This is a genomic window from Chryseobacterium sp. BGARF1 (genome assembly GCF_001677955.1).
In the GTDB taxonomy this organism is placed as follows: domain Bacteria; phylum Bacteroidota; class Bacteroidia; order Flavobacteriales; family Weeksellaceae; genus Chryseobacterium.
In genome coordinates this window covers 73,692-99,215 of sequence record NZ_LELA01000090.1, presented here as the reverse complement: position 1 = coordinate 99,215, position 25,524 = coordinate 73,692, and the positions used below count along the sequence as shown (strand labels likewise).

Here is a 25,524-nt window from a genome sequence, read left to right as displayed (position 1 = left end):
GATCAACAAGGATGGCTTGATCTTATAACCAACATAGAATACTATAATTAAAATAAAAAACAAATAATATGGCTACATTAAAAGGTGGAGAATTCCTGATCAAAGAAATTCCTGCAAACGAAATTTTCAGTCTTGAAGAACTTTCAGAAGAACAAAAAATGCTTCGTGATTCTGCGAAAGAATTTATCGATAGAGAGGTGATCCCGCATCATGATCGTTTTGAGAAAAAAGATTATGCATTGACAGAAGAAACAATGCGTAAATTAGGTGAAATGGGACTTTTAGGAATTACTGTTCCTGAAGAATACGGAGGTCTGGGAATGGGATTTGTGAGCACAATGTTGGCTTGTGATTATGTTTCTGGTGGAAATGGCTCATTAGCAACAGCTTATGGAGCACACACCGGAATTGGAACTTTGCCAACTCTTCTTTACGGAAGTGAAGAATTGAAAAAGAAATATCTTCCGGATCTAGCTACAGGAACAAAATTCGGAGCGTACTGTTTGACTGAACCGGATGCAGGTTCTGATGCAAATTCAGGAAAAACAAGAGCAAAATTGTCTGAAGACGGAAAGCATTATATCATCAACGGACAAAAAATGTGGATTTCTAATGCAGGTTTTGCAGATACTTTCACTTTATTCGCTAAAATTGATGATGATAAGAACATCACTGGTTTTGTGATCAACCGTTCAGAATTAGAGAACACAGAAAGCTTAACTTTCGGTGAAGAAGAGCATAAACTAGGTATTCGTTCGTCTTCAACTCGTCAGGTTTTCTTTAATGATATGAAAGTTCCTGTTGAGAATATGTTGGGTGAAAGAAACAACGGTTTCAAGATTGCTTTGAATGCATTGAATGTTGGTAGAATTAAATTAGCTGCTGCAAACCTTGACGGGCAAAGACGAATCTTAAATCACTCTATTCAATATTCAAACGAAAGAAAACAATTTGGTGTTTCTATCTCGACTTTCGGAGCGATCAGAAAGAAGATCGCTGAAATGTCAACAGGAGTTTTCGTAAGTGAAGCGGGATCTTACCGTTTAGCGAAAAATGTTGAAGATAAAATTGAAGAATTGGTTGCTGGCGGAATGGATCATCAACAAGCAGAACTAAAAGGAGTTGAAGAATTCGCTGTAGAGGCTTCAATTCTTAAAGTTTTCGTTTCAGATCTTACTCAAAATACAGCTGACGAAGGTATTCAGATCTATGGTGGAATGGGGTTCTCTGAAGATACTCCGATGGAGTCTGCTTGGAGAGACGCCAGAATTGGTAGAATTTATGAAGGAACGAACGAGATCAACAGACTTCTTGCGGTTGGAATGTTGATCAAAAGAGCAATGAAAGGTGAGTTAGATCTACTTTCTCCTGCAATGGCAATCAGCAAAGAATTAATGGGAATTCCGTCATTTGAAGTTCCTGATTATTCTGCATTGATGAGCGAAGAAAAAGCAATTATTGCTAATCTTAAGAAAGTTTTCTTAATGGTCTCTGGTGCGGCTCTTCAAAAATACATGATGGATATTGAAAAACAGCAACATTTATTATTAAATGCTTCTGAAATTCTTAACCAGATCTATATGGCAGAATCTGCAGTTTTAAGAGCTGAAAAACACTTCTCTGCTGATTCTGTGGAAGCTGCAATGGCTCAGTTAAATCTTTACAAAGCGATTGATAAGATCATTGCTGCAGCTAAAGAAGGAATTGCTTCTTTTGCAGAAGGTGATGAACAGAGAATGATGCTTTCAGGATTAAGAAGATTTACAAAATATACAAACAGTCCGAATGTAGTGGCATTAACTGAAAAAGTAGCTGCTCATTTTATTGAAAAAGGACATTATTAATAACTTCCTTTATTTATATTCAAAAAAATCCCGAAAATTATTTTCGGGATTTTTTATTAAATTTCTTTTTGTCCTATTTCGTTAATCTCGTTAAAGTTTTCTTTTGGGTTTACACCATATTGATTGGCTCCAGGAGTTCCTTCTGTTGCACAAAGTACAATTAGCCAAATTGCTCCAACGATTGGTATGAAAGCAATAAAAAACCACCATCCGCTTTTATCAATATCGTGCATTCTTCGAACAAATACGGCTAAACCAGGGATAAAAACCGCTAATGAATAAATTAAATAAATAAATCCATATGGACTTTCCGAATTAAATTTTAATCCCAAAATATTGTCCAAAATTGTTGCTATAAGTAAGAAAATCATATTGAATAAAAGATACATCCAATATTCTTTTCTTCTTGCTCTTCCGCTAAAATCAGCGTACTGGTTTAATACTTTTAAGTACCATTTCATAGTTCTAGTTTTTTATTGTTAAACTCAAAAATAGAATATTTTTTTGATTTAACTAAAAATTATTTTCCAAAAAGAAGTAATAAATAAACGTTTTCAATTGTCTTATACTAATACTTGTAGCTTTAAACCAATTTAAATTATTTAATTTAATCTGATCAAAATTTAAAACAATGAAAAAATTATTAATAATTCCGATATTAAGTTCTGTCTCATTTTCAGCACAGGTTTCTTCCAGAATACCCTTGAAAATTGATTCTATAAAATTTCCAAAAATTGAAAAATCACTCATTGTAACACCTTCAGAGATTACAAAATTTGATAGCTCTATCGCTAAATTATACAAAATGCCTGTTGCAAAGCCGAAAAATCATGAAATGTATTCCAGTTTAAAAGCGTCCAAAAAAGATACAACATTACATAAGATGCCCAATCTGCTGGATGTAGCCAAACCACCCAAATTAAGCGCTAAATAAATTTGGTGTCGATTAAAATTGTTGAAAAGATTTCTTAAATTTTAATCAAAAATTATCGAGTTTTTCTAAGCTGTTTTATATTTTTGTATTCTATTTTTTCAAAAGAATGACAAAAGAAGAACTTTTAAATAAAGCTATAAAAATTGCCGACAAGGCACATAAAGGACAAAAAGATAAATATCATGCGCCTTACATTGCTCATGTAATGCGTGTGATGGAATATGGTAAAACAATGGACGAGAAAATCGTTGGCGTTTTACACGATGTGGTAGAAGATCATCCCGAGGAATTCAGTTTCGAATATTTACGATCTGAAGGCTTTCCTGAATATATACTTTTCGCAATAAGCTGTCTTACAAAATTTGATCCTGAAGAAAATTATGACGAATTTGTAAGAAGAACTGAAAGATCTCCTCTTGCGGTCGCTGTAAAACTGAATGACCTTCGAGATAATATGGATCTAAAAAGAGTGAATAGAGAATTAACTCATAAAGATATTCACCGTTTTAATAAATATTTGAAAGCTTATAGATATTTATCCGAAAAATATTAGATTAATCTGCTCCCGGGAAATGGTAGGTTTTGTTGTTATTGCCCGTATCATCAATATTGATATTTAAAGCTAAGTAAACAAAATGTACGTTTTTATTTCCCTTTGCTTCAAATTCTCTCTGCCATAAATAACCGCCAAGGATTCCGAAATTTTCATCGATTTGGTATCCTAAACCACCATATACTCTATTTCTTGCAAATGAAGGTTTCATTGGAGTAACCACAAAAATTTCATCATAAGCGTTTGCAAAAAGGGTTCCCGGTCCAATTTTTTTAGCATTTAGAGGTACAGAGACATTCAAACGATAACGATATCGCATTCTTTCAGAATTTTTATCGGTTTGCGGCTCGTAAAACCATGATTTTTCTGCACGAAATCTGTTTTCAAATTTTACAACTCCACTTTTGAAATCTATCACATCCTGCAACCAAACACGGAATTCTTCTTTGTTAATTGCATGATCTTTGTAAGTCGCATATCGTCCTAAACCAATGAAAGGTTTGTGATTTTTGGTAAGATTGTATCCTAAACCTCCTTTTATTTCGTAATAATCAGGATAAGTGTAGTCTTCAATGCCTCTCAACTGTCCTTCAGCATAAAGGAAAAATTTTGGATGGAACTTATAGGTTACTGTCAAAGCATTGAAAGAAGAAATGTGTTCCTGTGCTTTAAAAATACTTAAACTAAAAAGTAGGCTTATGCTTAAAATAAGTTTCATCCAAAAAATTTTTGCAAAATTATATCATTTAACTATTCGGTAATATTAAGTTTACTTAATATTAATATTGTAAGAAAAACCAATGTGAAACCACCTTTTAGGCATAGGTACACCAAACGTTTCGGTGTATTCCGAATCAGTTACGTTGTTGATCAATGCATACACCGAGAAGTCTTTTTTATTAAAGCTTAATTTTTCATCCAACAAATGATAGCTTCCTAAATTCATTCTGTCGTTGTATCTGTAAACCAATTCGTTGGTGAAGTATTTCAAAAACTTTGTTTGAAGCTTTGCGACAAATTGATGCTTCAGATTATCTAATGCATAACGGGAGTTTAAGTCATTTAAATCTTTCAGCTTATTATCAATATAAGTGTAACCTAAAGTATATTTCATCCAATCGAAAACTTTATGGTCAATTTCTACTTCAATCCCTTTTATTTCTTTATTTCCTATATTTCGTGAATACCAAACTGGGTCTTGCAGAGAATTTTTAATCCAGTCAATAGCATCATTAGAATCTCTGTAGAAACCACTGAATTTCGCTAAAATACTTTGGTTCTGATATTGATATCCAATTTCTGCATACACAGCATTTTCAGGTAAAAGATTTGGGTTTCCCTGCTCTGTTTTGCTTGTGTAAAACAAGTCGGTAAAGGTAGGAACTCGGTGAACTTTTGAGATATTTCCAAATACTTTATTGTTCTGATAGAAGGTATAACCAATGTCTAAACCAGGATAAAAGAAGTTGCCGTCTGTAGAATAATTTGCCCAAGAAGCTCCCGGACTAATGTTTAGTTTCTTATCAAAAAAAGAAAAATGATGCTCAAAGAAAACTTGTGTTACAAAACGTTCTCTGTCACCTAGATTATTGCTTGCTAAGAATTCTTTTCTTAATTCTACACCCAAACCTGTAGTTCCTAAGCTTGATTGGTAGCTTGAATTAACTTCTCCGCCTACGTTATTTCCGATGTGCATATTTCTGTAGATTTCGGGTTTTTCTCTGTTAAACAGATACATATCCTGTCCTCTTCTCCAATAAACATTAGAATTAAGTTTTAATTTTCCGAAAGTTTGCTGATGGGCAACACTTAAAATAGAAGCCTGAAGTTCTTCGTATTGTTCAGTTGCTTGTGGCGAAGAATAAAATCCGTTGGCACCAAATTTCTTTTCAGAAAAACCAGCTTGTAATCTGATGTCCCCATTTTTTATTTTTAACTGATTTTGATAAAAAACATTTCTGATTTCAAAATCGGTATTATGCCTGTAACCTTGTGATGAATTGGAATTTGCCTGTAATGAATTTGAAAATTTTTCATTCCCAATATTAGCATTAAATCCGAAACCGTATGTTTCATAATCTCCTGCATTGGCGCTGATTTTTACACTTTTACCAATGTGACTTTTGGTAATAATATTGATGGCTCCGGCATAAGCGTTTTGTCCGAATCTTCTGGCTGAAGGACCTTTAATAATTTCTATCCTTTCAACATTATCCAAATCAACAGGAACGTTTAAAGAATTGTGACCGGTTTGCGAGTCGTTCATCCTGATTCCATTGATTAGAATTAAAATCTGCTCAAACGAACTTCCCCTAAAACCGACATCACTCTGTACACCGTTTGCTCCTCTCCTTCTGATGTCCATGCCGGGAATCTGCTGAAGAATTTCATCAATACTTGCAGCCGGAGAATTGAGAATTTCATCTCTTGTAATTATAGAAATATTCTGATTGGCATTTTTATAGGTAGTTGCAATAAATTTTCCCTGAATTTCAACAGAATCAATATCTGAAGTTTTCACCTGTGCGTTTAGTGCGCAAAATGTGGCAAGAAAAAATACAGTTCCGAACTTCTTATTCATAATATTTCTTTGTTTATATTGAAGTTTCCAAAAATAGGAGTCTTTAACAAGACCAAAAAATGATAGATATCATAAAAAAAGATGCATAAATTATGCATCTTTTTAGGTCTGGGAACCCTGTTTTCTATCTTTTTTTCATTAAATGCGTAATAAAATGTCTAAAAAGCTGTCTCATGTTTATTACTATTTTGTGGTGCAATTTTACATGAAAAATATTTACAAAACAAGATCTATCGTTAAAAAAAAGAAATGTTTTTATGTTAATTTATTATAAAAAATATTACGTATTGATTTATAGTAATTTAAATTATTCTTATTCAAATCAATAAAATAGTAAAATATAATTCTTTTGAAAAAATCCATTGAAAATTCGTATTTTTGTTAGTCTTAATTTTACTATGGCTTCAACAACAGAAATAGATATAAAAAAACAGGTTTTCGTTAAGAATGCACATCTTAACAACCTGAAACACATTGATGTTTTAATCCCAAAGAATAAACTCATTGTCATAACAGGAGTTTCAGGAAGCGGAAAATCTTCCTTGGCTTTTGATACAATTTATGCTGAAGGACAGAGGAGATATGTAGAAAGTCTGAGTTCTTATGCACGTCAGTTTCTAGGTAAATTAGAGAAACCAAAAGTTGATGACATCAAAGGTTTGGCTCCTTCAATCGCTATTCAGCAAAAAGTAATTTCTTCAAATCCACGATCTACGGTAGGAACTTCTACTGAGATCTATGATTACATGAAGCTTCTTTTTGCAAGAATCGGAAAAACATATTCTCCGGTTTCAGGTGAAGAAGTGAAAAAAGATTCGGTGACCGATGTTATAGACTACATCAAGAATTCTGAAAATAATGTTCCGTTTTTATTGACTGCACCATTGAATTTTGATATTGAAAGCTTTACAGATACTTTAAATGTTTTAAAACTGGCTGGTTTCACAAGATTAGAAGTTAGCGGGAATCTTGCCGGAATAGAAGATTTGGAAAGTTTTGGTTTCACTCCTGAAAAGGGCATGGAAATCAATTTGGTGATCGACCGTTTTTCATATGAAGAAGATGAAAGTTTTCTTCAGCGTTTGGCTGATTCTATTCAGATGGCGTTTTATGAAGGTCACGGTTATTGTGCTTTAAAAAATACAGAAACCGGAGCTGTAAAAAACTTTTCAAATAAATTTGAGCTCGACGGAATAGAATTTCTTGAGCCCAATGTTCATTTTTTCAGTTTTAATAATCCTTTTGGAGCTTGCCCAACGTGTGAAGGTTACGGAAAAGTGATCGGAATTGATGAAGATTTGGTTATTCCAAACAAAGCTTTATCGATTTTTGAAGATGCTGTTGCTTCCTGGAAAGGTGAAACAATGAGCGAGTGGAAAAAAGATTTCATTAAAAAAGCGAAAGACTTCCCTATTCATAAGCCTTATCATCAATTAACCAAAGAGCAGAAAAACTATCTTTGGAAAGGTGATGGTAAAAGTACCTTCCCCTCTTTGAATAATTTCTTCAAAATGCTTGAAGAAAATTTATATAAAATTCAGTATCGTGTCATGTTATCTCGTTATCGTGGTAAAACGCTTTGCCCGACTTGTGAAGGTTTGCGTTTACGTGAAGAGACAAGCTGGGTAAAAATCGACGGAAACAATATTCAGGCGATGATAGAGCTTCCTTTGGATGAGCTTTTACCTTTGATACAAGCTTTAAAACTTTCAGAACATGATAAAGAAGTTGCAAAAAGATTGTTGTACGAAATCACAACCCGTTTAGAGTTTTTACTCAAAGTAGGTTTAGGTTATTTAACCATTAACCGTACTTCAAATACGCTTTCCGGTGGTGAAAGTCAGAGAATTAATCTGGCGACAAGTTTGGGAAGTTCTTTGGTAGGATCTATTTATATTCTAGATGAGCCATCGATCGGATTGCATTCTAGGGATACAGAAAATTTAATTGGGGTTTTAAAAAACCTTCGTGACATTGGAAACACGGTAATCGTTGTGGAGCATGATGAAGATGTGATGAAAGCCGCGGATTATATTATTGATATTGGTCCTGAAGCTGGATATTTAGGTGGTGAATTGGTTTTTGCAGGCGATTATGCAGCGCTTAAAGATGCTGATACGTTGACTTCAAAATACCTTACCGGAAGATTAGAAATAAAAGTTCCTGAAAAGCGCAGAAAAGCAAAAGAATTCATTCATATAAAAGGAGCAAGATCCAATAATCTGAAAAATATTGATGTAGATATTCCTTTGGAAAGTTTAGTTGTTATTTCAGGAGTTTCGGGAAGTGGAAAATCTACTTTAATGAAAGAGATCCTTACAAACGACATTCAGATCCAGTTAGGAATGGGCGGAAAAAAAGGAGATTATGATTCTGTAGAGTTTCCAAAGAAATTGATCAAGCATATTGAATTGATCGACCAAAACCCTATTGGAAAATCATCCCGTTCAAATCCTGTGACGTATCTGAAAGCTTACGATGATATTCGTGATCTCTTCTCTAAGCAGAAAAGTGCCAAAATGATGGGGTACAAGCCTAAACATTTTTCTTTCAACGTTGATGGCGGAAGATGTGACGAATGTAAAGGCGAAGGTATTATCAGCGTTTCGATGCAGTTTATGGCAGACATCGAGCTTGAATGCGAAACGTGTAAAGGAACCCGTTTTAAAAATGAAGTTCTGGAAGTAAAATTCGACGAAAAAAACATTTCAGATATCCTTCACATGACAGTAGATGAAGCATTAGAATTTTTCAGAGAAAATAAAGAAGATAAGATTGTTACAAAACTGACCCCCCTTCAAGATGTCGGTTTGGGATATTTACAACTCGGACAAAGTTCTTCTACCCTTTCAGGAGGTGAAGCGCAGCGTGTGAAATTGGCTTCGTTCCTAGTAAAAGGTGTTACAACCGATAAAACATTATTTGTTTTTGATGAACCTTCTACCGGATTGCATTTCCATGATATTCAGAAATTATTAAAATCTTTGCAAGCTTTGATCGATCTTGGGCATTCTGTGATCGTTATTGAGCATCAACCCGATATTATGAAATGCGCCGATCACATCATCGACATCGGTCCTGAAGCTGGAAAATACGGCGGAGAAGTCGTTTTTGCAGGTACTCCGGAAGATCTGGCAAAGAATAAGAAATCGCATACAGCGAAGTATATTGCTGAGAAATTGTAATAAAAATTTTCGATACAAATAAGAAAGGAAGCAAATTATGCTTCCTTTTCGTTTACTTAATAGTCATTTTAAAAACTTTGAACTGTTCTTCTTTTTTCAAATAAGCCCTGAAGCATATGATTTTCTGCTAAAAATTTTCTTTCATAAAAATTTTTATGAAGTTTTTCTGCGATTAATCTACCGTTCAGATCTATAATTTTGATGAAAGTTTTATGTTTTCCGAGAATATCATTTGAGGTAAAAATTCCTGTTACAATTTAAATTGATCTTTCACTAATTTTTTCTTATCCCTAGACATTGGAATTTCATCTTTATTTGTTAGCAAAAGTATATTTCCTTCAGATTTTTTAATACTTTTAATAAAGTTCTTATTAACTAAATGAGATTGATGACAGCGGATGAAACCATATTTTTCCAAAAGACTTTGATATTCAAACAAAGAAGTTGTTGAAACGATTTGTTCCCGATTTTCTAGAATAATAGTGGTATAACTATTAGAACTTTCACATCGAATAATTTCATTGACTGCAACAAAATGTATTTCCTTCAACGAAGAGATTGCTATTTTATGGCTAGATTTATCGTTTTCGTACTTTAAGTAGTCTACAAGATTTTCCAAAGATTTATTTACTTTTTTCTCTGAAATTCTTTTTTTTGCTTTTTGAATTGATAAATTCAGCTCATTAAAATCAATTGGTTTTAATACATAATCTAAAGCAGAAAATTTCACTGCATCTATTCCATACTGCGAAAATGCGGTCACAAAAACAACTTCAAAATCATAGTTATTTAGTATTTTTAAAAGTTCAAAACCATTTTTTGTGGGCATTTCAATATCAAGAAAAATAAGTTCGGGAAAAAATTTTAGAAATAAATCGTAAGCTTGATCTACACCATTGGCAGTAGCAACTATATCAATCTCATTTGGAAATTTCTTCTCCAGGATAAGCTTTAAGTTTTCCACTGCATTTTTTTCATCATCTACAATGATTGCTTTAATCATTCTCTAATAAATTTTTATAAATTATTAATGTCTTAGTTCCATCATTATTGCACTCTACAAGATACTCAATTTTCACTTTATCTGATGATGAATTAAACAATGCAATCCGATCTTTTGTAAGATTGATTCCTTTTCCTGAAATTTTTTTATCGGTCTCAAAACCTTTTCCATTATCTTTTATTTCGAAAATTAAATTTTGATTATTTCTCAGGACTTTAAATGAAAGCTTTCCGTCTTCGTTTAAAATAGAAATACCATGTCTTATTGAGTTTTCTAAAATAGGTTGTACAAGCATGGGTAAAACTTCAGTTGTAGTTTCGGGAATTCCTGCTTCAATGAAAAAGTCAAAACTAAAAGAAAACCGAAGCTGTTCTAAAGAAATATAATGTTTTAATGCTTTAATTTCTAAAGAAAGAGGAATCAAGTCTTTATCACTAAAATCCAAAACGGATCGCATCAGTTTTGAAAAATCAGTAAGATAAGTATTAGATTTATCTATATTTCCAGAGTTTATAAGACCTTGTATAGAATTTAAAGCGTTAAATAAAAAATGAGGATTAAGCTGAGCAGACATAAATTGAAGTTTTGCTTTCTGCTCTTTTTGTAACCTGCTCATTTTTTTGCTTTTCAGAAGTAAGAAAATAAGACCCAATAAAGCGGTAATAAAAATGATAACGGCAACTTTTAGCCAAATATTTTGAAACCATTTGGGTTCAGAAAAAAACTCTTTTGTAATAAACTGTTTTTCATCTCGATATTTTACTTGAAGAATATATTTTTTTCCTGGCTTGAAATCATGTAGAATGATAAAGTCATCCGCTTTTTTCCATTTTTCAGAAGTGGGTACACTATTTTCTAAAAGTCTATATTCAAGCATATCTTTGGTGCTGACAGACCTTTTTGGACGGTAGAAAATAGCAATTTTCGTTTTCTCATTCACTCTCACAATTGGTTCTTGATATTTTGCAAAATACGAACTTGGCCAATCTTCGTAAAAACTATACCTTAGTTGTTTCTTCTGAACAAGTGCATTTCCTACAAAAGTCTCTAAAGATATATCATTGTCGTCGTGAATGTTTGAACAGACAAATGGAACTTTATCATCGCTGATCTTGTTTAAGATACAATTTAAGAATGGTTGCCCTCCTTTTGTTCTGAATGAGATTTTTACAATATCATTTTCATCAAGAATTTGATCTAAAATTTTATAAGCTTTTAAATTTTTGCCATTATGCAACCTTGTTGTTTTGTCATCAAGTGTAAAACCGGATTCGACATTTCTCCATGAATGTAAAATCTTATTATTTTTGAAAATCTGAAATTCCAAATTTTCAAAATTATACTGCGAAAGTTTTGTAGAATCTGCTATCCACTCAGTAAAAGCTATATTTTGTGGTATATAATTATAAATATTAATGGATAACTGATTACCATAAACATTTAATATCTGATCTTTCCAGGGGACTTTTATAAGTTGTACGCTTTTGTCAGAGCTTGGTTTTTTGGGCAAAATAAAATTATTAGAAAGAACAATTTGTGTCTCTCCAAGGCCAATTTGATAATTATTTTTTTCTTGAGAAAATACAAACGTACTTTCTAAGAATAAAAATGTTAATAAAAATAGTTTTTTCATTACTGCAAATTTAAAATGATGAGCAAACTTATCAATCATTTTAAAGCTATTTCTTCACTTTTTGAATTGGGTTACTTTTGTTCTATAATCTGTCTCTAAATCATAATATTGATCTAATCATTATACATTTAGTATGCTTCAATTCTTTAGCTGAGATTTCATTTCTCAATTTTATCCACAATAAAATGTGGATAACTTGTGAATTTTAACATTAAATTCATATTTTGTATTAAAAATATTCCTACATTTACTATGTAATAAAAATGACATGAATCTTTTTCTTGCCTTTTTCGACTTCGAAATCGCAATTAAATTTGAAATAAAAATTTAAGCACAGCATCGTCGGCTGTGCTTTTTTGTTGTTGTCTAATTAAAAAAATGAGATGTATTTATCTACTGAATCCGCTTCTAAAGAGCGGGTTCTTTTAGTCTTTAGACTTTACAAAGGCTTTCTCCTTAGAAATCCAGATTCCATTGATGACGTTTTGATCACGATAAATCCACACATTGATGTATTTCAGATCTTTAGATTTTTCAAAATCAGCATCGAAAACAATTAATTCTATTGGATCACTATTTTTCGTGTAATCTTTTATATAAGCTGAATTAAACTTGATGGAATTGATTTTTCCTGATTGATTGACTTCCTCGCACTTCTTCTCATAATCACCAAAAAGTTTTCGCTCTAACCTTTTGTCTAAAATAAAATTTGTGAACTGAGAATAATCTTTGTTCTCACATTTTTTGTAATATTCTTTGATGAAATTTTCACTCACATTTATTCTTTCAGTACTTATTTTAGAACTGTTTATTTTTGTGTAATTTTTTTGTGATAATGCAAACAACGAACTTGTTATCGCAAGTAGAATTATAATTTTTTTCATGGCTATGTGTTTAATGATGTTCAAATTTAAAAATTTAAATCAGTAAATCCAAAATGTTTAAAAAATAAAAAACCGACAAGCAAGGCTTATCGGTTCTTGAAAAATGAAAAATTAATATGGATATGAACTGTGTAATGTTTTTAGAATCGTTTTAATTCTGAAGCAAATTTATATTTATTTAGACTAAATATAAATAATATTCAACTGACTTTTGTCAGTTTCTCACATTTAGTTCATCTTTCTCTCTTGTTAGTTGATCTAATTTTTTCAATAATGTAGGGATTCTATACGCTCCATACATATTTTCGACCTTGATTTTAGTATCATCTGTATCAATTCCTACAGCAGTAAGGAATAAAGGTGTTTTACTTTCACCTCGAAAAATAGTTTTCCTTAAATTGTCTTCACTTGCAAATCCATTTTTGGCAATACCGATTACAGGATATTTCTTGTTTAAAGATTCATAAAGATAGCCACCCAACCCTATTTTTCCACTGTTATCTAGAGTAACATAACCATCGACAATAATGAGATCACCCTCTTTTAAATCAATTTTCTTTAACAAACTCAAAATGCACGGTAATTCTCTTTTGTAAAAAGCACCGCTTTCATAATCAGCACTGATTTCGGTATTTTCGGAATAGATAAAGCTTTCAGTTTCAGAATTCCAGTCTTCAAATGCAATACAAACTGTTTTTGCAAAATCTTCGTAATAAAAAGTGTCGAATGCGTAAATCATCTTTTAAGAAGTAAAAAATTCACCAAAATGCCACAAAACTCCGGCTGGATCAAGAAGAAAACATTCTTTTCCCCAAACCTCGGTCTTTGTAGGAACTAATCGAATTGAATCATATTTTTCTTTTAAATTTAACGATACAAGTTCTTCCCAATAAAGATCTACATTTTCTATTTCGAGGAAGATCATGGTATTTTCAATCCATTCTTTTGCATAATAATCTTGTAAATAAAAGGCAAAATCTCCTTTTTTAAACACTGAAAATTTAGGATCAATTTCCATTTCTTCAAATCCTAAATCTCTGTAAAATGCTCTGCTTTCGGCAAAATCTTTTGAGCCGATAAAAGGTCTTATTGATTTTATTTTTTGATTCATATCGTTTTATTATTAATCCAATTTTCGAAAGTCATTTCAAATTTAATTTCATTTTTACTGTGCATTCCTATTTCCTTCCAGTTAGATTTTCGGTAAAAAAGTTCTGCCCGTGTATTTGGAGAGGTTCCAAGCCAAACTTTTTCTTTGGTTTGGGTAAAATACCAATCCAACATAATGTCGTGTAATTTTTTGCCAATTCCTTTCTTTTCAAAATCGGGATCAACAAACAATGCCCAAATGTTATGGTCTTTTAAGTCTACAATCGAAAAACCTGTAATTTTCCCATCAATTTCGCAAACCCAGCCTTTTCCTCTTTCTGTAATAAACTTTTCACAATCTTTATCGGTGACAAGGTCAGGATTCGATAACGTATTTTCATTAACAGAGTTTCTTACCATCTGAATTTGTGGAATATCTTCTACTCTAGCTTCACGAATAATCATATGGAAATTTAAAAATTGAAATATTATTTTTTATCTACAACAATTCTTGCTTCACGATTGGCCAGTTCCCAAGCCGTAGCAAAAACAAGTTGCGTTCTTTTCTGTAGCAATGGAAAATCGATTTTCTCAACATCATCTGTCGATTTGTGATAATCTTCATGAATTCCATCAAAGAAAAATGCTACAGGAATACCATGTTTAGCAAAATTATAATGATCAGAACGGTAATATAATCTGTCCGGATCTTTTGGATCATCATATTTATAATTCAATTCTAGGTTATTGGTCTTTTTGTTGGCTGCTTCATTAATTATTTTCAGTTCTGAACTCAACATTTCAGAACCAATCACGTACACATAATTTTTACCTCTGTTTGCAATATCATCTCTTCCGATCATGTCAATATTTAAATCAGCAACGGTATTTGCCAAAGGAAAAACAGGATTGTCAGAGTAATAAGAAGATCCGAAAAGACCGTGTTCTTCACCCGTTACATGTAAAAATAGGATTGATCTTTTGGGACCGTTTCCTTTCTTTTTAACATTTTGAAAAGCTTTGGCAATCTGCATCACTGCGACAGTTCCGCTTCCATCGTCATCTGCACCGTTATAAACCTCTCCGTTTTTTGTTCCTACATGATCGTAATGAGCAGAAATTACAATAATTTCTTCAGGTTTTTCGCTCCCTTCAATAAAGGCAAGGATATTTTCGGAATCCGGTAAATTTCCACCACCTCTTTTATTCATATAAGAAGACGGAACTTTCTGATAATATGAACCTAAATTTTTAGGAAACGAAATCCCTAAGTCTTTGTAAAATTTAATAATATACTCTCCAGCTTTCTTCTGACCCGGACTTCCTGTGTCTCTTCCCTCCATTTCGTCAGATGCAATTACGTATAGATTTTTCTTTAAGTCTTTGAGCTTAATTTGTTGATATGCTTTGTTAAAAGCTTTTTCATTGTTTGAATTACTTGAACTTATATTTTGATTTTGATTCTGTCGATCACCAGAAATATTTGCTGTTCCGCAACTGATAAGAAGAGTTGCCGAAAATATAGGGAGAAGTAATTTCTTCATAATTTAAAATATTTGTTTAAAAATAACAAAAATATTCCAACTGTTTGTCGCTTGCATTTTTTTTATATATTTGATAAACACTATGGAAAAAAATTACGGATTTAATGATTATAAATTTTTCACAGACATGTCGGAGCTTTCTTCCAGGCATAAAAGTTATGATTTGTCATTAGGTCTCCCCGATTTTGAAATTGATCCTCGCCTTCGGTATTTTCTTAAAGAATCTGCCGATATGATCAGTCACAGCTACGAATCGCTGGCGGGAAATTCTTTATTGATTGAAAAAATTATTCAATTTAATTTAAACAGAAAAAACAGCATACAATTAAAATATGAAGAAGTGAATATTGTTCCTTGTTCTACATTTGGCTTGTACACTTCCTTAAAATCGATATTAAATAGCGGTGATGAAGTGATTGTTATTCAGCCTTCTTATTATACGTACGCTCCCTCAATAGTTATGAATGGCGGTGTTCCTGTTTACTACGATTTGGAGAATGATTTTAAAATTGATTGGGAAAAGCTAAAGCAATGTATTTCTGTAAAAACAAAAGCAATCATTGTCAATTCTCCCCAAAATCCCACCGGAAAAACTTGGGGTAAAGAAGATTGGAATCAGTTGTATGAGCTTATAAAACATCAGGAAATTTATCTTATTTCAGAAGAAGTTTATGATATTTACCATTATGATAATGCGGAACATTACAGTTCGTTTTTGCATCCTGAGTTAAGGAAAAAGACATTCTGTATTTTTTCTTTTGGTAAAATGTTTCACGCAACAGGCTGGAAAGTAAGTTATATTTTAGCTTCAGAAGGTCTACTTGAAAATTTCAGAAATTATCAGCAATATATTTCGTACAGTTCCAATTCACCCTGTCAATATGCCATTGCAAGGTACCTTGATGTTTTTGACCCTTCTGAAAATCAAAAAATCATGGAGAATAAGCGTAATATTTTTAATGAATTGATACAATCTACCCCTTTAGTTGTTGAAGAAATATCTCAAGGTGGATTTTTTCAGATTGTAAATTTTAGAAATGTTTCTAAAACGATGACCGATATTGAATTTTCTAAATGGTTAACTGTAGAAAAAAAAGTTTCTTGTTTACCGCTTTCAGCATTTTATAATTCTAAAACAGATTCAGATTATATCAGATTCAGTTTTGCTAAAAAAGATGAAGTGATTATTCAGGCGTTAGAGCATTTGAAGAAAGAATTGTAACTATTAGCAGAAATTCTTAATCCATAAAATTTACATTTTTCAATTTCCTTTATCATTTAGTTTTAAATGATAAAGGAAACTTCCATAGAAAATAAAACTTAATAAAAATAACTTCAATGAAGATCTCAAAAAAAATCTTGATGTATTTATGTATCATCATCTTATTTTATTCGTGTACCAAAAAAGATCCTTTGGTTGGAACATGGAAATTTACTTATAGTAATGCAAGTAATGAAGCAGATAGGTATAAAGAAGATGATTATTCATCATACACATCATATATAACTCTTTCTGGTGATAATTCTTTTTTGTTCGTAGATCACGGAGAATTAAGCCCTATAACTTTACCGAGTATTCCTAAAGATTCGCTGAGTGAAAATGATAATAACACCGAAGTTTATTTCGGAACGTGGTCAGTAAAAGACTCAATAATTTATTTTGAAACTCAAAATCATAAGAACAGTCCAGAATTCACATCTAAAATAATTTCTAAAAACGACAGAAATATGAAACTGATTTTTCCTGAACAAAAGCAAGTTAAGGGAATGGAATTTAAATATAAAAAAGATGATTATAATGATGTAAGCCTCTCGAAATATAACTTTACGGCTAATGAATTAAATAAATGGCGGATAAAAAATAAGAGTAAACAAACAAAAGAAAAAATAAGATCTAGAATAGAAAATGCTTTGCAGTTTTCTATTGCTTTTTTGGAATATCACGAATCTGAAAAGAAAGTTGCGATGACTCTTTATTTAGAACCTTTACCTTTTAAATTTTATGGAAATGGAATTGCATTAAAAAATCATTACAAAAACGAAAAGTGGAATGATTTGTTTTATGATGAAGAAGATGCTTCTATTGCGTATGATATGCTTAAGAAAAGTTTCAACAGTGTAGCAAGTATTCCTGACGAAATATCGACAAATCCTATAAAAATTAATATTTTCATTCTGAAAGAAACATTAAAAAACTTGAAATAATATAATTTTAAACTTTGAATATTTATTTCTAACAAATAAAAAAGCACTGCGTTTTGCAGTGCTTCTGTTTATTAATTTTAATTAAAGGGAAAGAACCCTTAGATCAATTCTTCTGTTTTTTGCGCGACATTCATCGGTGTCATTAGCTTCACACACAGGATACATTGAGCCATAGCCTTCTGTTTCTATACGATGTCCTGCAATTCCCAATTCCAATAGTTTCAGTTTTGTGGTCTGCGCTCTTAAATTTGAAAGCTTCACATTGGTTTCCTGATTTCCGGTGTTATCCGTGTATCCGGCGAGCTTTATTCTCATATTCGGATAAGTATTCATGATTTCAACCAAATTCAACAATTGGGCTTCCGCCTTTTCCTTAATTTCACTTGAACCGCTTTCAAAATAAAAGTTTTCTAGTGTGTACCAATTATTTGGATCTAAAACAGTTTTATCATTACTTTTTATAGCGTTATACATCTGAAGCAACTGACTGCCTTCACCGATGGTCAATTTTTTTCCGTCTTCCAGTTCTACTTCCTGAATTTTTCCGGTATCATAAACAAAATCTCCTTCTTCATTCAGATATCCTTTAATGACTTTCGGAGCCAAAATAACTGTATTGTGTACAGAATTTACAACAACAGGAGTTATTCCCGAAACCCTGGTTAAAGCTTCAATTTTTGCTTTTCTGTTGGCTTCAATTTTATCTTTATGTAACACAGCTAAAGTAGGTGCAATGACTAAAGAAACAATCGACATTAATTTAATTAAGATATTCATCGAAGGTCCAGAAGTATCTTTAAACGGATCTCCCACTGTATCTCCTGTTATAGACGCTTTATGTGGTTCTGAACCTTTGTAATACGTTTGCCCGTTGATTTCAACACCTTTTTCAAAAGATTTTTTAGCATTATCCCAAGCTCCACCTGCATTATTTTGGAAAATTCCCATTAAAACTCCACAAACCGTTGCTCCAGCAAGAAAACCTCCCAAAACTTCAGGCCCGAAAATAAAACCTACCAATAAAGGTGATATAATTGCAATTGCACCAGGAAGCATCATTTTACGGATGGAAGCATCGGTAGAAATCGCTACGCATTTTTGATATTCAGGTTCGGCTGTTCCTTCAAGGATCCCAGGAATTTCTCTAAACTGTCTTCTCACTTCTTCTACCATCGCCATTGCAGCCTGTCCAACTGCAGTAATCGCCAAAGATGAAAATATAAACGGAATCATTCCGCCGACAAATAATCCGGCCAAAACATCAGCTCTATAAATATCAATCCCATCAATTCCTGCAATTCCAACAAATGCTGCAAATAAAGCTAATGCTGTTAATGCTGCAGAAGCGATTGCAAAACCTTTTCCGCTTGCGGCTGTCGTGTTTCCTACGGCATCTAGAATATCTGTTTTTTCACGAACTTCTTTAGGCAGTTCACTCATTTCAGCGATTCCTCCTGCGTTATCTGCAATGGGTCCGAAAGCATCGATTGCCAACTGCATTGCTGTAGTTGCCATCATTCCTGCTGCTGCAATTGCAACACCGTATAATCCGGCACATAAATAGGAACCATAAATTCCTCCTGCCAGAACGAGAATTGGTAAAAGTGTTGATTCCATTCCCACGGCAAGCCCGCCAATGATATTGGTTGCGTGACCGGTAGAAGACTGTCTCACAATACTTAAAACAGGTCTTTTTCCCATTGCGGTATAAAATTCTGTGATAATACTCATTAAAGTTCCTACAACCAAACCAACAATGATGGCTCCAAAAACGCCCATTTTGGTAAATTCATGACCTCTTAAAACCATTTTTTCAGGTAAAAGATAAGTGACCAAAAAGTACGAAGCTATTGCTGTGATGATGATACTTCCCCAGTTTCCTAAATTTAAAGCGTTTTGTACATTGGATGTGGATGCTCCTTCGTTATCATTAATTTTAACGAATAAAGTACCGATCATTGAAAAAATAATTCCTGTTCCGGCAATAAGCATAGGTAATAAGATCGGAGCAAAACCTCCAAAATTATCGATTGAAATAGTTTCTCGACCCAAAACCATTGTTGCTAAAACTGTCGCTACATACGAACCAAATAAATCTGCACCCATTCCTGCAACATCACCTACATTATCACCTACATTATCAGCAATTGTAGCTGGATTTCGAGGGTCGTCTTCAGGAATTCCCGCTTCTACTTTTCCTACTAAATCTGCTCCAACATCGGCTGCTTTGGTATAAATTCCGCCTCCTACTCTTGCAAATAATGCAATAGATTCAGCACCAAGAGAAAATCCTGTCAGGATTTCAATAGTTCTTTCCATTTCGTGGGAATCTACTGTCGAATCTGGAGCAAAGATTTGTTTGATAATTAAATACACAGATCCCAAACCTAAAACCGCTAATCCTGCAACTCCCATTCCCATCACAGAACCTCCGGTAAAAGATACTTTAAGGGCTTTTGATAAAGAAGTTTTTGCAGCTTCGGCAGTTCTTACGTTGGCTTTTGTTGCGATTTTCATTCCTATAAAACCTGCCAAAGCAGATAAGATAGCTCCGATTACAAATGCAATTCCAATACTCCAGTGTGAATTCGAATTGGTCATTCCCATCACGGCTAATAAAATGGCAACAATAATTACGAAATACATCATGATTTTGTACTCGGCCTTTAGAAAAGCCATTGCACCGTCAGCGATATGTCCGCTGATTACTTTCATTTTTTCATTTCCAGCATTTTGCTTACTTACCCAGTTACTTTGAATGAAAGTATAGATCAGGGCAATAACACCAAAAATAGGTACTAAAACAAATAAGTCCATAGTTTATTATTTTTATATTAAAACTTCGTGATTATCTTTATAAATATAATAAATTTTACAAATACTTTGTAAACATGAGTGTGAATATTATATTTTGTTGTAATTTTATAGAACACCCTATTACCATAATTATCATGAAAGTTTTACTTTATCTATCAATTTCAGCACTACTCATTAGTAGTTGTCAAAGCAGAAAATCCGCAGAGTCACTTTATTTTGGTGGAACTATTTTGACCATGGAAGACACCTCTCCTCAAGTAGAAGCCGTTGTTGTAAAAAATGGAAAAATATTTTTTGCAGGATCAAGGACTGATGCTGACCTTCATGTCAACAGCAAAACAAAAAAGATTGATCTTAAAGGCAGAACTTTGTTACCCGGTTTTATAGATGTACATAGCCATTTTACCTCAAGAGCGGGATTAATACAGGCGATAGACTTATTTCCGGAACCTTACGGAACTGTGAATTCTATTAAAGATCTGCAAAATACGATTAGAGATTTTATCAAAAAAAATAAAATTCCAGCAGGTCAACCTATTATCGGAAATGGATACGATGATGCCATTATGGTAGAACACCGACATCCAACAAAAGAAGAGCTTGATGCAATCAGCACGACCAATCCCATTATTGTCATTCATACTTCCGGTCATGCCAGTGTGGTGAATTCTGCGATGCTCAAGTTGCTCAATTTATCAGATTCATCAAAAGATCCTAGCGGAGGGCATTTAGGCAGAGATAAAAATGGAAAATTAAATGGAAAATTAGAAGAGAATGCTAGCTTTACGGCCTTGCTTACGATTACTGAAAAAATGAAAACCGGTGATTCTAAAGCTCAGGCAATGGAGAATCTTATGAAAGCTCAAGAAGAATGGTTGAGCTACGGGCAAACCACAATTTGTGATGGCAGAACGATGGGTGAAACTGTCGATCTTTTGGAACAAGCCGCTGCTGAACATTTATTTAAAGCCGACGTTGTTTATTTTCCGGATTATGAATATTTTAAAAAAGATTTAGATGTTTTTAAACCTAAATACATGAAATATAAAAATCATTTAAAGCTTGCAGGATTTAAATTTTCGGATGATGGGTCTCCGCAAGGTAAAACAGCCTGGCTTACACAGCCTTATCTTGTTCCACCTGACGGGCAGTCTAAAGATTATAAAGGATTTCCAATATTTACTGACGAAGTTTTGTATGAAGATTTGAAAACTTTATTTCAAAATCATATTACGGCTCAGCTTCATGTAAATGGTGATGCTGCAATCGATCAGGCGATACGTGTTATTAAAAGATTAAAAGACGAAAATATTTATACTCCCGAATTACGCGCAACGCTCATTCATGTACAAAATAGCCGTCCTGATCATATTCAAAAAATAAAAGATTTAGGTGTTATTCCGTCTTATTTTTCTACTCACACTTATTTATGGGGTGATTGGCATTATTCGAGTGTTTTTGGTCCCGAAAGAGCTTCTTTTATCAGCCCGGCAAACTCTGCATTAAAGGCAGGAATTATCTTCACCATTCATCATGATGCGCCGGTTACTCCACCCGATCTTATTACTGCTGTTTATGCTGCAGTTAACCGAAAAACCCGTTCTGGAAGAATTTTAGGACCTAATGAAAGGATTACTGCCCTTGAAGCATTTAAAGCCATTACCATTAATGCTGCTTATCAACTTCAGGAAGAAAATACAAAAGGTTCTATTAAAGAAGGAAAATTGGCAGATTTTGTCATACTTGATCAAAATCCTTTAACCATAGATCCTGAAAAAATTAGAAGTCTTAATGTTTTAGAGACCATAAAAGAGGGTATCCCTGTGTACATTAGAAAGTAAATGATCACAGAAATATAATTTCATTAAAAACATCATGATTATGAAAAAAATTATCTCATGCATTGTTTTCCTGTTTTCAGGAACACTCATATTTGGGCAAGGTCATTACAATGGATCTTCCTTTAACCCTAATGATTATTTTGCACCTCATGCCGGATGGATTATTCCTGTATGGTATGGGTATGCAAATATGGACTACCATAATGCTGCAGGAAAAAAATCTGATGAGCTAATAAATCCCGCACCGGGAAACCCTACAGATCTTAAAATCAAACAAAATGTAGTCACCAATTCTTTTATTCTAATGGCTATTTATGGAGGAAAAGGTAAAATTTTGGGGGCTAATTGGGGAATGATGATCATTCCTACATTGAATAGTCCAACGGCCAATATTGCTTTAGATTATTATTCCAGCCAAACAGGTTCAGGAACTTACGTTTTCACAAATAAGAGCATTGGAATTGGCGATATGTATATTCAACCCGTTTGGTTATCCTGGACAAAAGGAAAATTCAGTTATGCTTTAAATTACGGAGTTTGGGCTCCTACTGGGAAATATAAACCACACGATTTGGATAACGGAGGGCATGGCTATTGGTCGCATAACATTCGTGTAGCCGGGAAAATGAAACCTACTTCTAAAACCAATATTAGTTTGGCAACTACTTTAGAGGTAAATCAATGGCAAAAAGATACAGATTTTAAAGAAGGAACTCATTTTACAATTGATGCTGGTGGATCACATGTTTTAAACTCAAGAGGAGATGAAATGGGTGTTTTTGCTCATTACGCCACTCAAGTAGGTGATGATAAAGGTACTAACGGTGGTTTTGCGTCTGATCAAATTGCGGGAGTTGGCGCTTTTGGCTCATACTGGATTGTTCCGATGAAAATTGGAGTTATGGCAAGGGTTACCCAAAATTTTGCAGCCGAGAATCGGTTTGGAGGAACTGCCATACAGGCCGGAGTCAATATTTTAATTCCTTCTTCTTCTCATTAAATATGTAAGCTGTAAATAAAAAAAGGGTAAATGAATTGTTCATCTACCCTTTTTTTATTTAAATTAAGAAGAATTTTATCCTCCAAATTTGCTTGCGTAATCTTCCTGAGAAGCTACAATTACTTTTCTTGCATGTTCTGCTCCGTAAACCTCCTGAATTCTACATTTTGCAGGCTCATCAGGTAAGTTTTTGTACGTTAAGAAATAGTGCATCAATCTTTTTACTTCAGCTTCAGGCAATTCTGAAATATCTCTGAAATGACCGAATGCGTGATCACTTACCATTACGGCAACAATTTTATCATCAGCTTCACCTCCGTCGATCATTTTGAAACCTCCGATTGGAATAGCTTCCATCAAAAGTCCTCCTGAGTGAATGTTGTGAGAGCTTAATACACAGATATCCAAAGGATCATGATCTCCCATTGTAACGTCTGTTGCACCGCTTGCTACTGCCAATTTCATTACTTCCTCATTACAGTAAGTTCTAGGAACAAAACCGTATAATGCAGGAATAATGTTAGAAAACTTCTGAGGTCTGTCTACTTTAAGGTAACCAGTTTCTTTATCTATTTCGTATTTAATTGTGTCTGAAGGAACTATTTCCACGAATACGTTGACCACGTTTGGCGCATCTTCTCCTGCAGAAATCCCATGCCACGGATGTGCTTTAAAATTTGGAATCATTATTTATATTTATTATTTAATTAAGCTATTATTAAAATTTCTCTCCTCAAATCTTCTATCGTTGCACCGATGTAATCATTATCATTCATATAATTCATGATAAAAACGGTTTTATATTCATTAAGATTCGGGTTATTATTAAGACTTTCGTAGGTTTTGTGTAGCAAATCTATGATTGCATTTTTAGAATCTACGATATTTTGCCATGAATTTTTTGTTAAATAAAGTTGCTGTGAAGCATTGTAATCAAATTCTTCGTTGATGGTTTTCTCGGTAAGAAATACAAACTCATGAGCTGCAAGGTCTTTATCAAACTTAAGAATAAGGTTTGAAGGTTTTATTCTTTCCAAAAAAAGGGTCATTCTTTCATAAGAATGGGTTTTGTTTTCAGAATTAGACTTTACAGAAAGTAGTTTGATCTCCTGATTTTTTAAGTTTATGTAAGAATACACAAATTGTCTCAGCAAGACCAAAAACGGAATTGCTATAACTAATGCAGCTGCATAGGGTAAATAGTCTGAAAAATCTGTCATAATTTGAGGTAGCAAAATTACTAATAAATTGGCTCTTAGGAAAGTTTTTTAAATAAATCTTCTTTTGAACTTTGAATGTAAATTAAACCCAGTATAATGATGAGATAATAACCGATCATCATTCTGTTGGCCATCGTTGGAAAAATCAAAAACCTAAGGAAAATAGAGAGATAAATAACTCCAAAAAATAGATATGGCACATAGTTTTTCTTCTGAAAAGAAAATTTATTGTAAACAATTACTGTAATAAAAATCAACAGTAATAAGAAATATGATGAATTAAATTCAAATAATATTTTGGATGTAATAAAGTGTAAATAATCCTGAAAATTAAATGTATCCGGGTTTGAAATCGGATATAGCTGAACTTTCGTAAACTGATTCATAAATAATGTAGACCAGGAAATCTGATTAAAATACTGCACTACTCCAAAAGACAGAAATAAGTACACAAAAGAAATAGTAAATTCATGATTCTTAATTTCTAATTTTCTTCTTTGGATAAAGGTCAAAATATAAATGAATGAATAGAAGATGAAATATTCTGGTCTGGTTAAAATGCAGAGCATTGCAAAAATGGTTGCAATGAGAAGATCTCGTTTAATGATAAAAACATAAAAACTTAAAAGTAAAAGCAAACAGGATAAGCTATCAGGGGAAGCATGCCTACTCGATTCTAAAAGCGGTTTAAAAAGCGATAATAATAAAGTTAACAAAAATGCTAACTGATGGTTGTTAAGGATCTTTGATAAAAATAGAAAAACAAACCAAAGTATTAAAGCATAAGATAATATCGAGATCAAAAATGTAGAGGTCGATGCCGCAAAATCAGCTTTGAAAAATACTAAATTAACAAAATTATAAAATGGTTTTACCGAAAACAGCTGCAATTCTTCTTCAAAAACTTTTGGATCTTCTGAGATGGTTTTGTAATAAGTATTTTCTCCCTTGGCGGTCTCTTCATGTGAAAGATCAGACTCAAACATTCCTGGTCTTTTTTCATCTAACTCTGCAAAAACTTTTTTATGAATTTCTTCGATATTCATTTCAGGATATTCAGCTTTATACAGCAATCCCATATATGCCTCAATATCTACATTATAATATTGATGTGTATAAAGATAATACGACATACAGCATAAATAGAGTGAAAGTAAAACCTTCAAGATCAGATTCGTTTTTTTAGACATC

The 25,524-nt window shown here is 32.9% G+C and carries 22 protein-coding genes; 8 read left to right on the top strand and 14 right to left on the bottom strand.

All coding sequences use genetic code 11. The annotated features are described in order from the left end of the window. Positions 1-68: 68 nt before the first annotated feature. Complete coding sequence (locus tag AB671_RS17310) at positions 69-1,844, top strand: acyl-CoA dehydrogenase family protein (protein ID WP_066675642.1); 1,776 nt, start codon at positions 69-71, stop codon at positions 1,842-1,844. Positions 1,845-1,900: 56 nt separating this feature from the next. Here the strand turns inward: AB671_RS17310 and AB671_RS17305 are convergent, their stop codons facing one another. Next, complete coding sequence (locus tag AB671_RS17305; RefSeq protein ID WP_066675643.1) at positions 1,901-2,305, bottom strand: DUF805 domain-containing protein; 405 nt, start codon at positions 2,303-2,305, stop codon at positions 1,901-1,903. 170 nt (positions 2,306-2,475) lie between these two features. Between AB671_RS17305 and AB671_RS17295 the strand changes: the two genes are divergently transcribed. Next, on the top strand, positions 2,476-2,778 hold the full coding sequence (locus AB671_RS17295) for a hypothetical protein (protein ID WP_157444239.1): 303 nt from the start codon (positions 2,476-2,478) through the stop codon (positions 2,776-2,778). A 106-nt stretch (positions 2,779-2,884) separates the two neighbouring features. Beyond that, complete coding sequence (locus tag AB671_RS17290) at positions 2,885-3,331, top strand: phosphohydrolase (RefSeq protein ID WP_066675648.1); 447 nt, start codon at positions 2,885-2,887, stop codon at positions 3,329-3,331. A gap of 1 nt (position 3,332) precedes the next feature. On the opposite strand, the gene AB671_RS17285 is transcribed toward AB671_RS17290, so the two are convergent. Both AB671_RS17285 and AB671_RS17280 read right to left on the bottom strand, forming a co-directional pair. After that, complete coding sequence (locus tag AB671_RS17285) at positions 3,333-4,049, bottom strand: DUF2490 domain-containing protein (protein ID WP_066675650.1); 717 nt, start codon at positions 4,047-4,049, stop codon at positions 3,333-3,335. Positions 4,050-4,100: 51 nt separating this feature from the next. Continuing rightward, positions 4,101-5,912 carry a TonB-dependent receptor plug domain-containing protein gene (locus AB671_RS17280; protein WP_066675651.1) on the bottom strand — a complete coding sequence of 604 codons (1,812 nt, stop codon included), beginning with the start codon at positions 5,910-5,912 and terminating at the stop codon, positions 4,101-4,103. Positions 5,913-6,310: 398 nt separating this feature from the next. Here AB671_RS17280 and uvrA point away from each other — a divergent pair, with 398 nt between their 5' ends. Continuing rightward, positions 6,311-9,097 carry an excinuclease ABC subunit UvrA gene (gene uvrA / locus AB671_RS17275; RefSeq protein ID WP_066675653.1) on the top strand — a complete coding sequence of 929 codons (2,787 nt, stop codon included), beginning with the start codon at positions 6,311-6,313 and terminating at the stop codon, positions 9,095-9,097. A gap of 250 nt (positions 9,098-9,347) precedes the next feature. Here uvrA and AB671_RS17270 read toward each other — a convergent pair whose 3' ends face one another. The 7 genes from AB671_RS17270 to AB671_RS17240 all read right to left on the bottom strand — a co-directional run bounded on the left by AB671_RS17270 (position 9,348) and on the right by AB671_RS17240 (position 15,250). Continuing rightward, the gene (locus AB671_RS17270; protein WP_066675655.1) at positions 9,348-10,100 is read right to left on the bottom strand and encodes a LytR/AlgR family response regulator transcription factor; all 753 of its coding nucleotides are present in this window, start codon (positions 10,098-10,100) and stop codon (positions 9,348-9,350) included. Continuing rightward, on the bottom strand, positions 10,093-11,733 hold the full coding sequence (locus AB671_RS17265) for a sensor histidine kinase (RefSeq protein WP_066675657.1): 1,641 nt from the start codon (positions 11,731-11,733) through the stop codon (positions 10,093-10,095). The genes AB671_RS17270 and AB671_RS17265 overlap by 8 nt, the downstream gene beginning before the upstream one ends. Positions 11,734-12,158: 425 nt before the next feature. After that, entirely contained in the window at positions 12,159-12,617 is a 459-nt protein-coding gene (locus AB671_RS17260; protein WP_066675659.1) for a hypothetical protein, read from the bottom strand. A gap of 214 nt (positions 12,618-12,831) precedes the next feature. After that, positions 12,832-13,356: an endonuclease V gene (locus AB671_RS17255; RefSeq protein WP_066675662.1), complete on the bottom strand. Its 525-nt coding sequence runs from the start codon at positions 13,354-13,356 to the stop codon at positions 12,832-12,834. A gap of 3 nt (positions 13,357-13,359) precedes the next feature. After that, positions 13,360-13,728 carry a VOC family protein gene (locus AB671_RS17250; RefSeq protein ID WP_066675663.1) on the bottom strand — a complete coding sequence of 123 codons (369 nt, stop codon included), beginning with the start codon at positions 13,726-13,728 and terminating at the stop codon, positions 13,360-13,362. Then, positions 13,725-14,171: a GNAT family N-acetyltransferase gene (locus AB671_RS17245; RefSeq protein WP_066675666.1), complete on the bottom strand. Its 447-nt coding sequence runs from the start codon at positions 14,169-14,171 to the stop codon at positions 13,725-13,727. Before AB671_RS17245 ends, AB671_RS17250 begins: the two co-directional genes overlap by 4 nt. A gap of 23 nt (positions 14,172-14,194) precedes the next feature. Continuing rightward, the gene (locus AB671_RS17240; RefSeq protein WP_066675668.1) at positions 14,195-15,250 is read right to left on the bottom strand and encodes a M28 family metallopeptidase; all 1,056 of its coding nucleotides are present in this window, start codon (positions 15,248-15,250) and stop codon (positions 14,195-14,197) included. An 82-nt stretch (positions 15,251-15,332) separates the two neighbouring features. On the opposite strand from AB671_RS17240, the gene AB671_RS17235 reads away from it, so the two are divergent. Both AB671_RS17235 and AB671_RS17230 read left to right on the top strand, forming a co-directional pair. Beyond that, on the top strand, positions 15,333-16,472 hold the full coding sequence (locus tag AB671_RS17235; protein WP_066675670.1) for an aminotransferase class I/II-fold pyridoxal phosphate-dependent enzyme: 1,140 nt from the start codon (positions 15,333-15,335) through the stop codon (positions 16,470-16,472). A gap of 116 nt (positions 16,473-16,588) precedes the next feature. Next, a complete protein-coding gene (locus AB671_RS17230; RefSeq protein ID WP_066675671.1) occupies positions 16,589-17,455 on the top strand; it encodes a hypothetical protein in 867 nt (288 codons plus the stop codon). Positions 17,456-17,536: 81 nt separating this feature from the next. Here AB671_RS17230 and AB671_RS17225 read toward each other — a convergent pair whose 3' ends face one another. After that, a complete protein-coding gene (locus AB671_RS17225; protein WP_066675673.1) occupies positions 17,537-20,272 on the bottom strand; it encodes a sodium-translocating pyrophosphatase in 2,736 nt (911 codons plus the stop codon). A 134-nt stretch (positions 20,273-20,406) separates the two neighbouring features. Here AB671_RS17225 and AB671_RS17220 point away from each other — a divergent pair, with 134 nt between their 5' ends. Continuing rightward, positions 20,407-22,113 (top strand): amidohydrolase, encoded by a 1,707-nt coding sequence (locus AB671_RS17220; protein ID WP_066675674.1) that lies wholly within the window; start codon positions 20,407-20,409, stop codon positions 22,111-22,113. A 40-nt stretch (positions 22,114-22,153) separates the two neighbouring features. After that, entirely contained in the window at positions 22,154-23,113 is a 960-nt protein-coding gene (locus tag AB671_RS17215; protein ID WP_066675675.1) for a transporter, read from the top strand. A gap of 75 nt (positions 23,114-23,188) precedes the next feature. Here AB671_RS17215 and AB671_RS17210 read toward each other — a convergent pair whose 3' ends face one another. From AB671_RS17210 to AB671_RS17200, 3 genes are read right to left on the bottom strand one after another with little or no spacing between them, the layout of a single operon-like run. Beyond that, a complete protein-coding gene (locus tag AB671_RS17210; protein WP_066675676.1) occupies positions 23,189-23,800 on the bottom strand; it encodes an inorganic pyrophosphatase in 612 nt (203 codons plus the stop codon). Between the two features lie 20 nt (positions 23,801-23,820). Then, positions 23,821-24,333, bottom strand: coding sequence for a hypothetical protein (locus AB671_RS17205; protein ID WP_066675677.1), 513 nt, complete (start codon positions 24,331-24,333; stop codon positions 23,821-23,823). Between the two features lie 35 nt (positions 24,334-24,368). Beyond that, positions 24,369-25,523: a glycosyltransferase family 39 protein gene (locus AB671_RS17200; RefSeq protein ID WP_157444238.1), complete on the bottom strand. Its 1,155-nt coding sequence runs from the start codon at positions 25,521-25,523 to the stop codon at positions 24,369-24,371. Position 25,524: the final 1 nt, after the last annotated feature.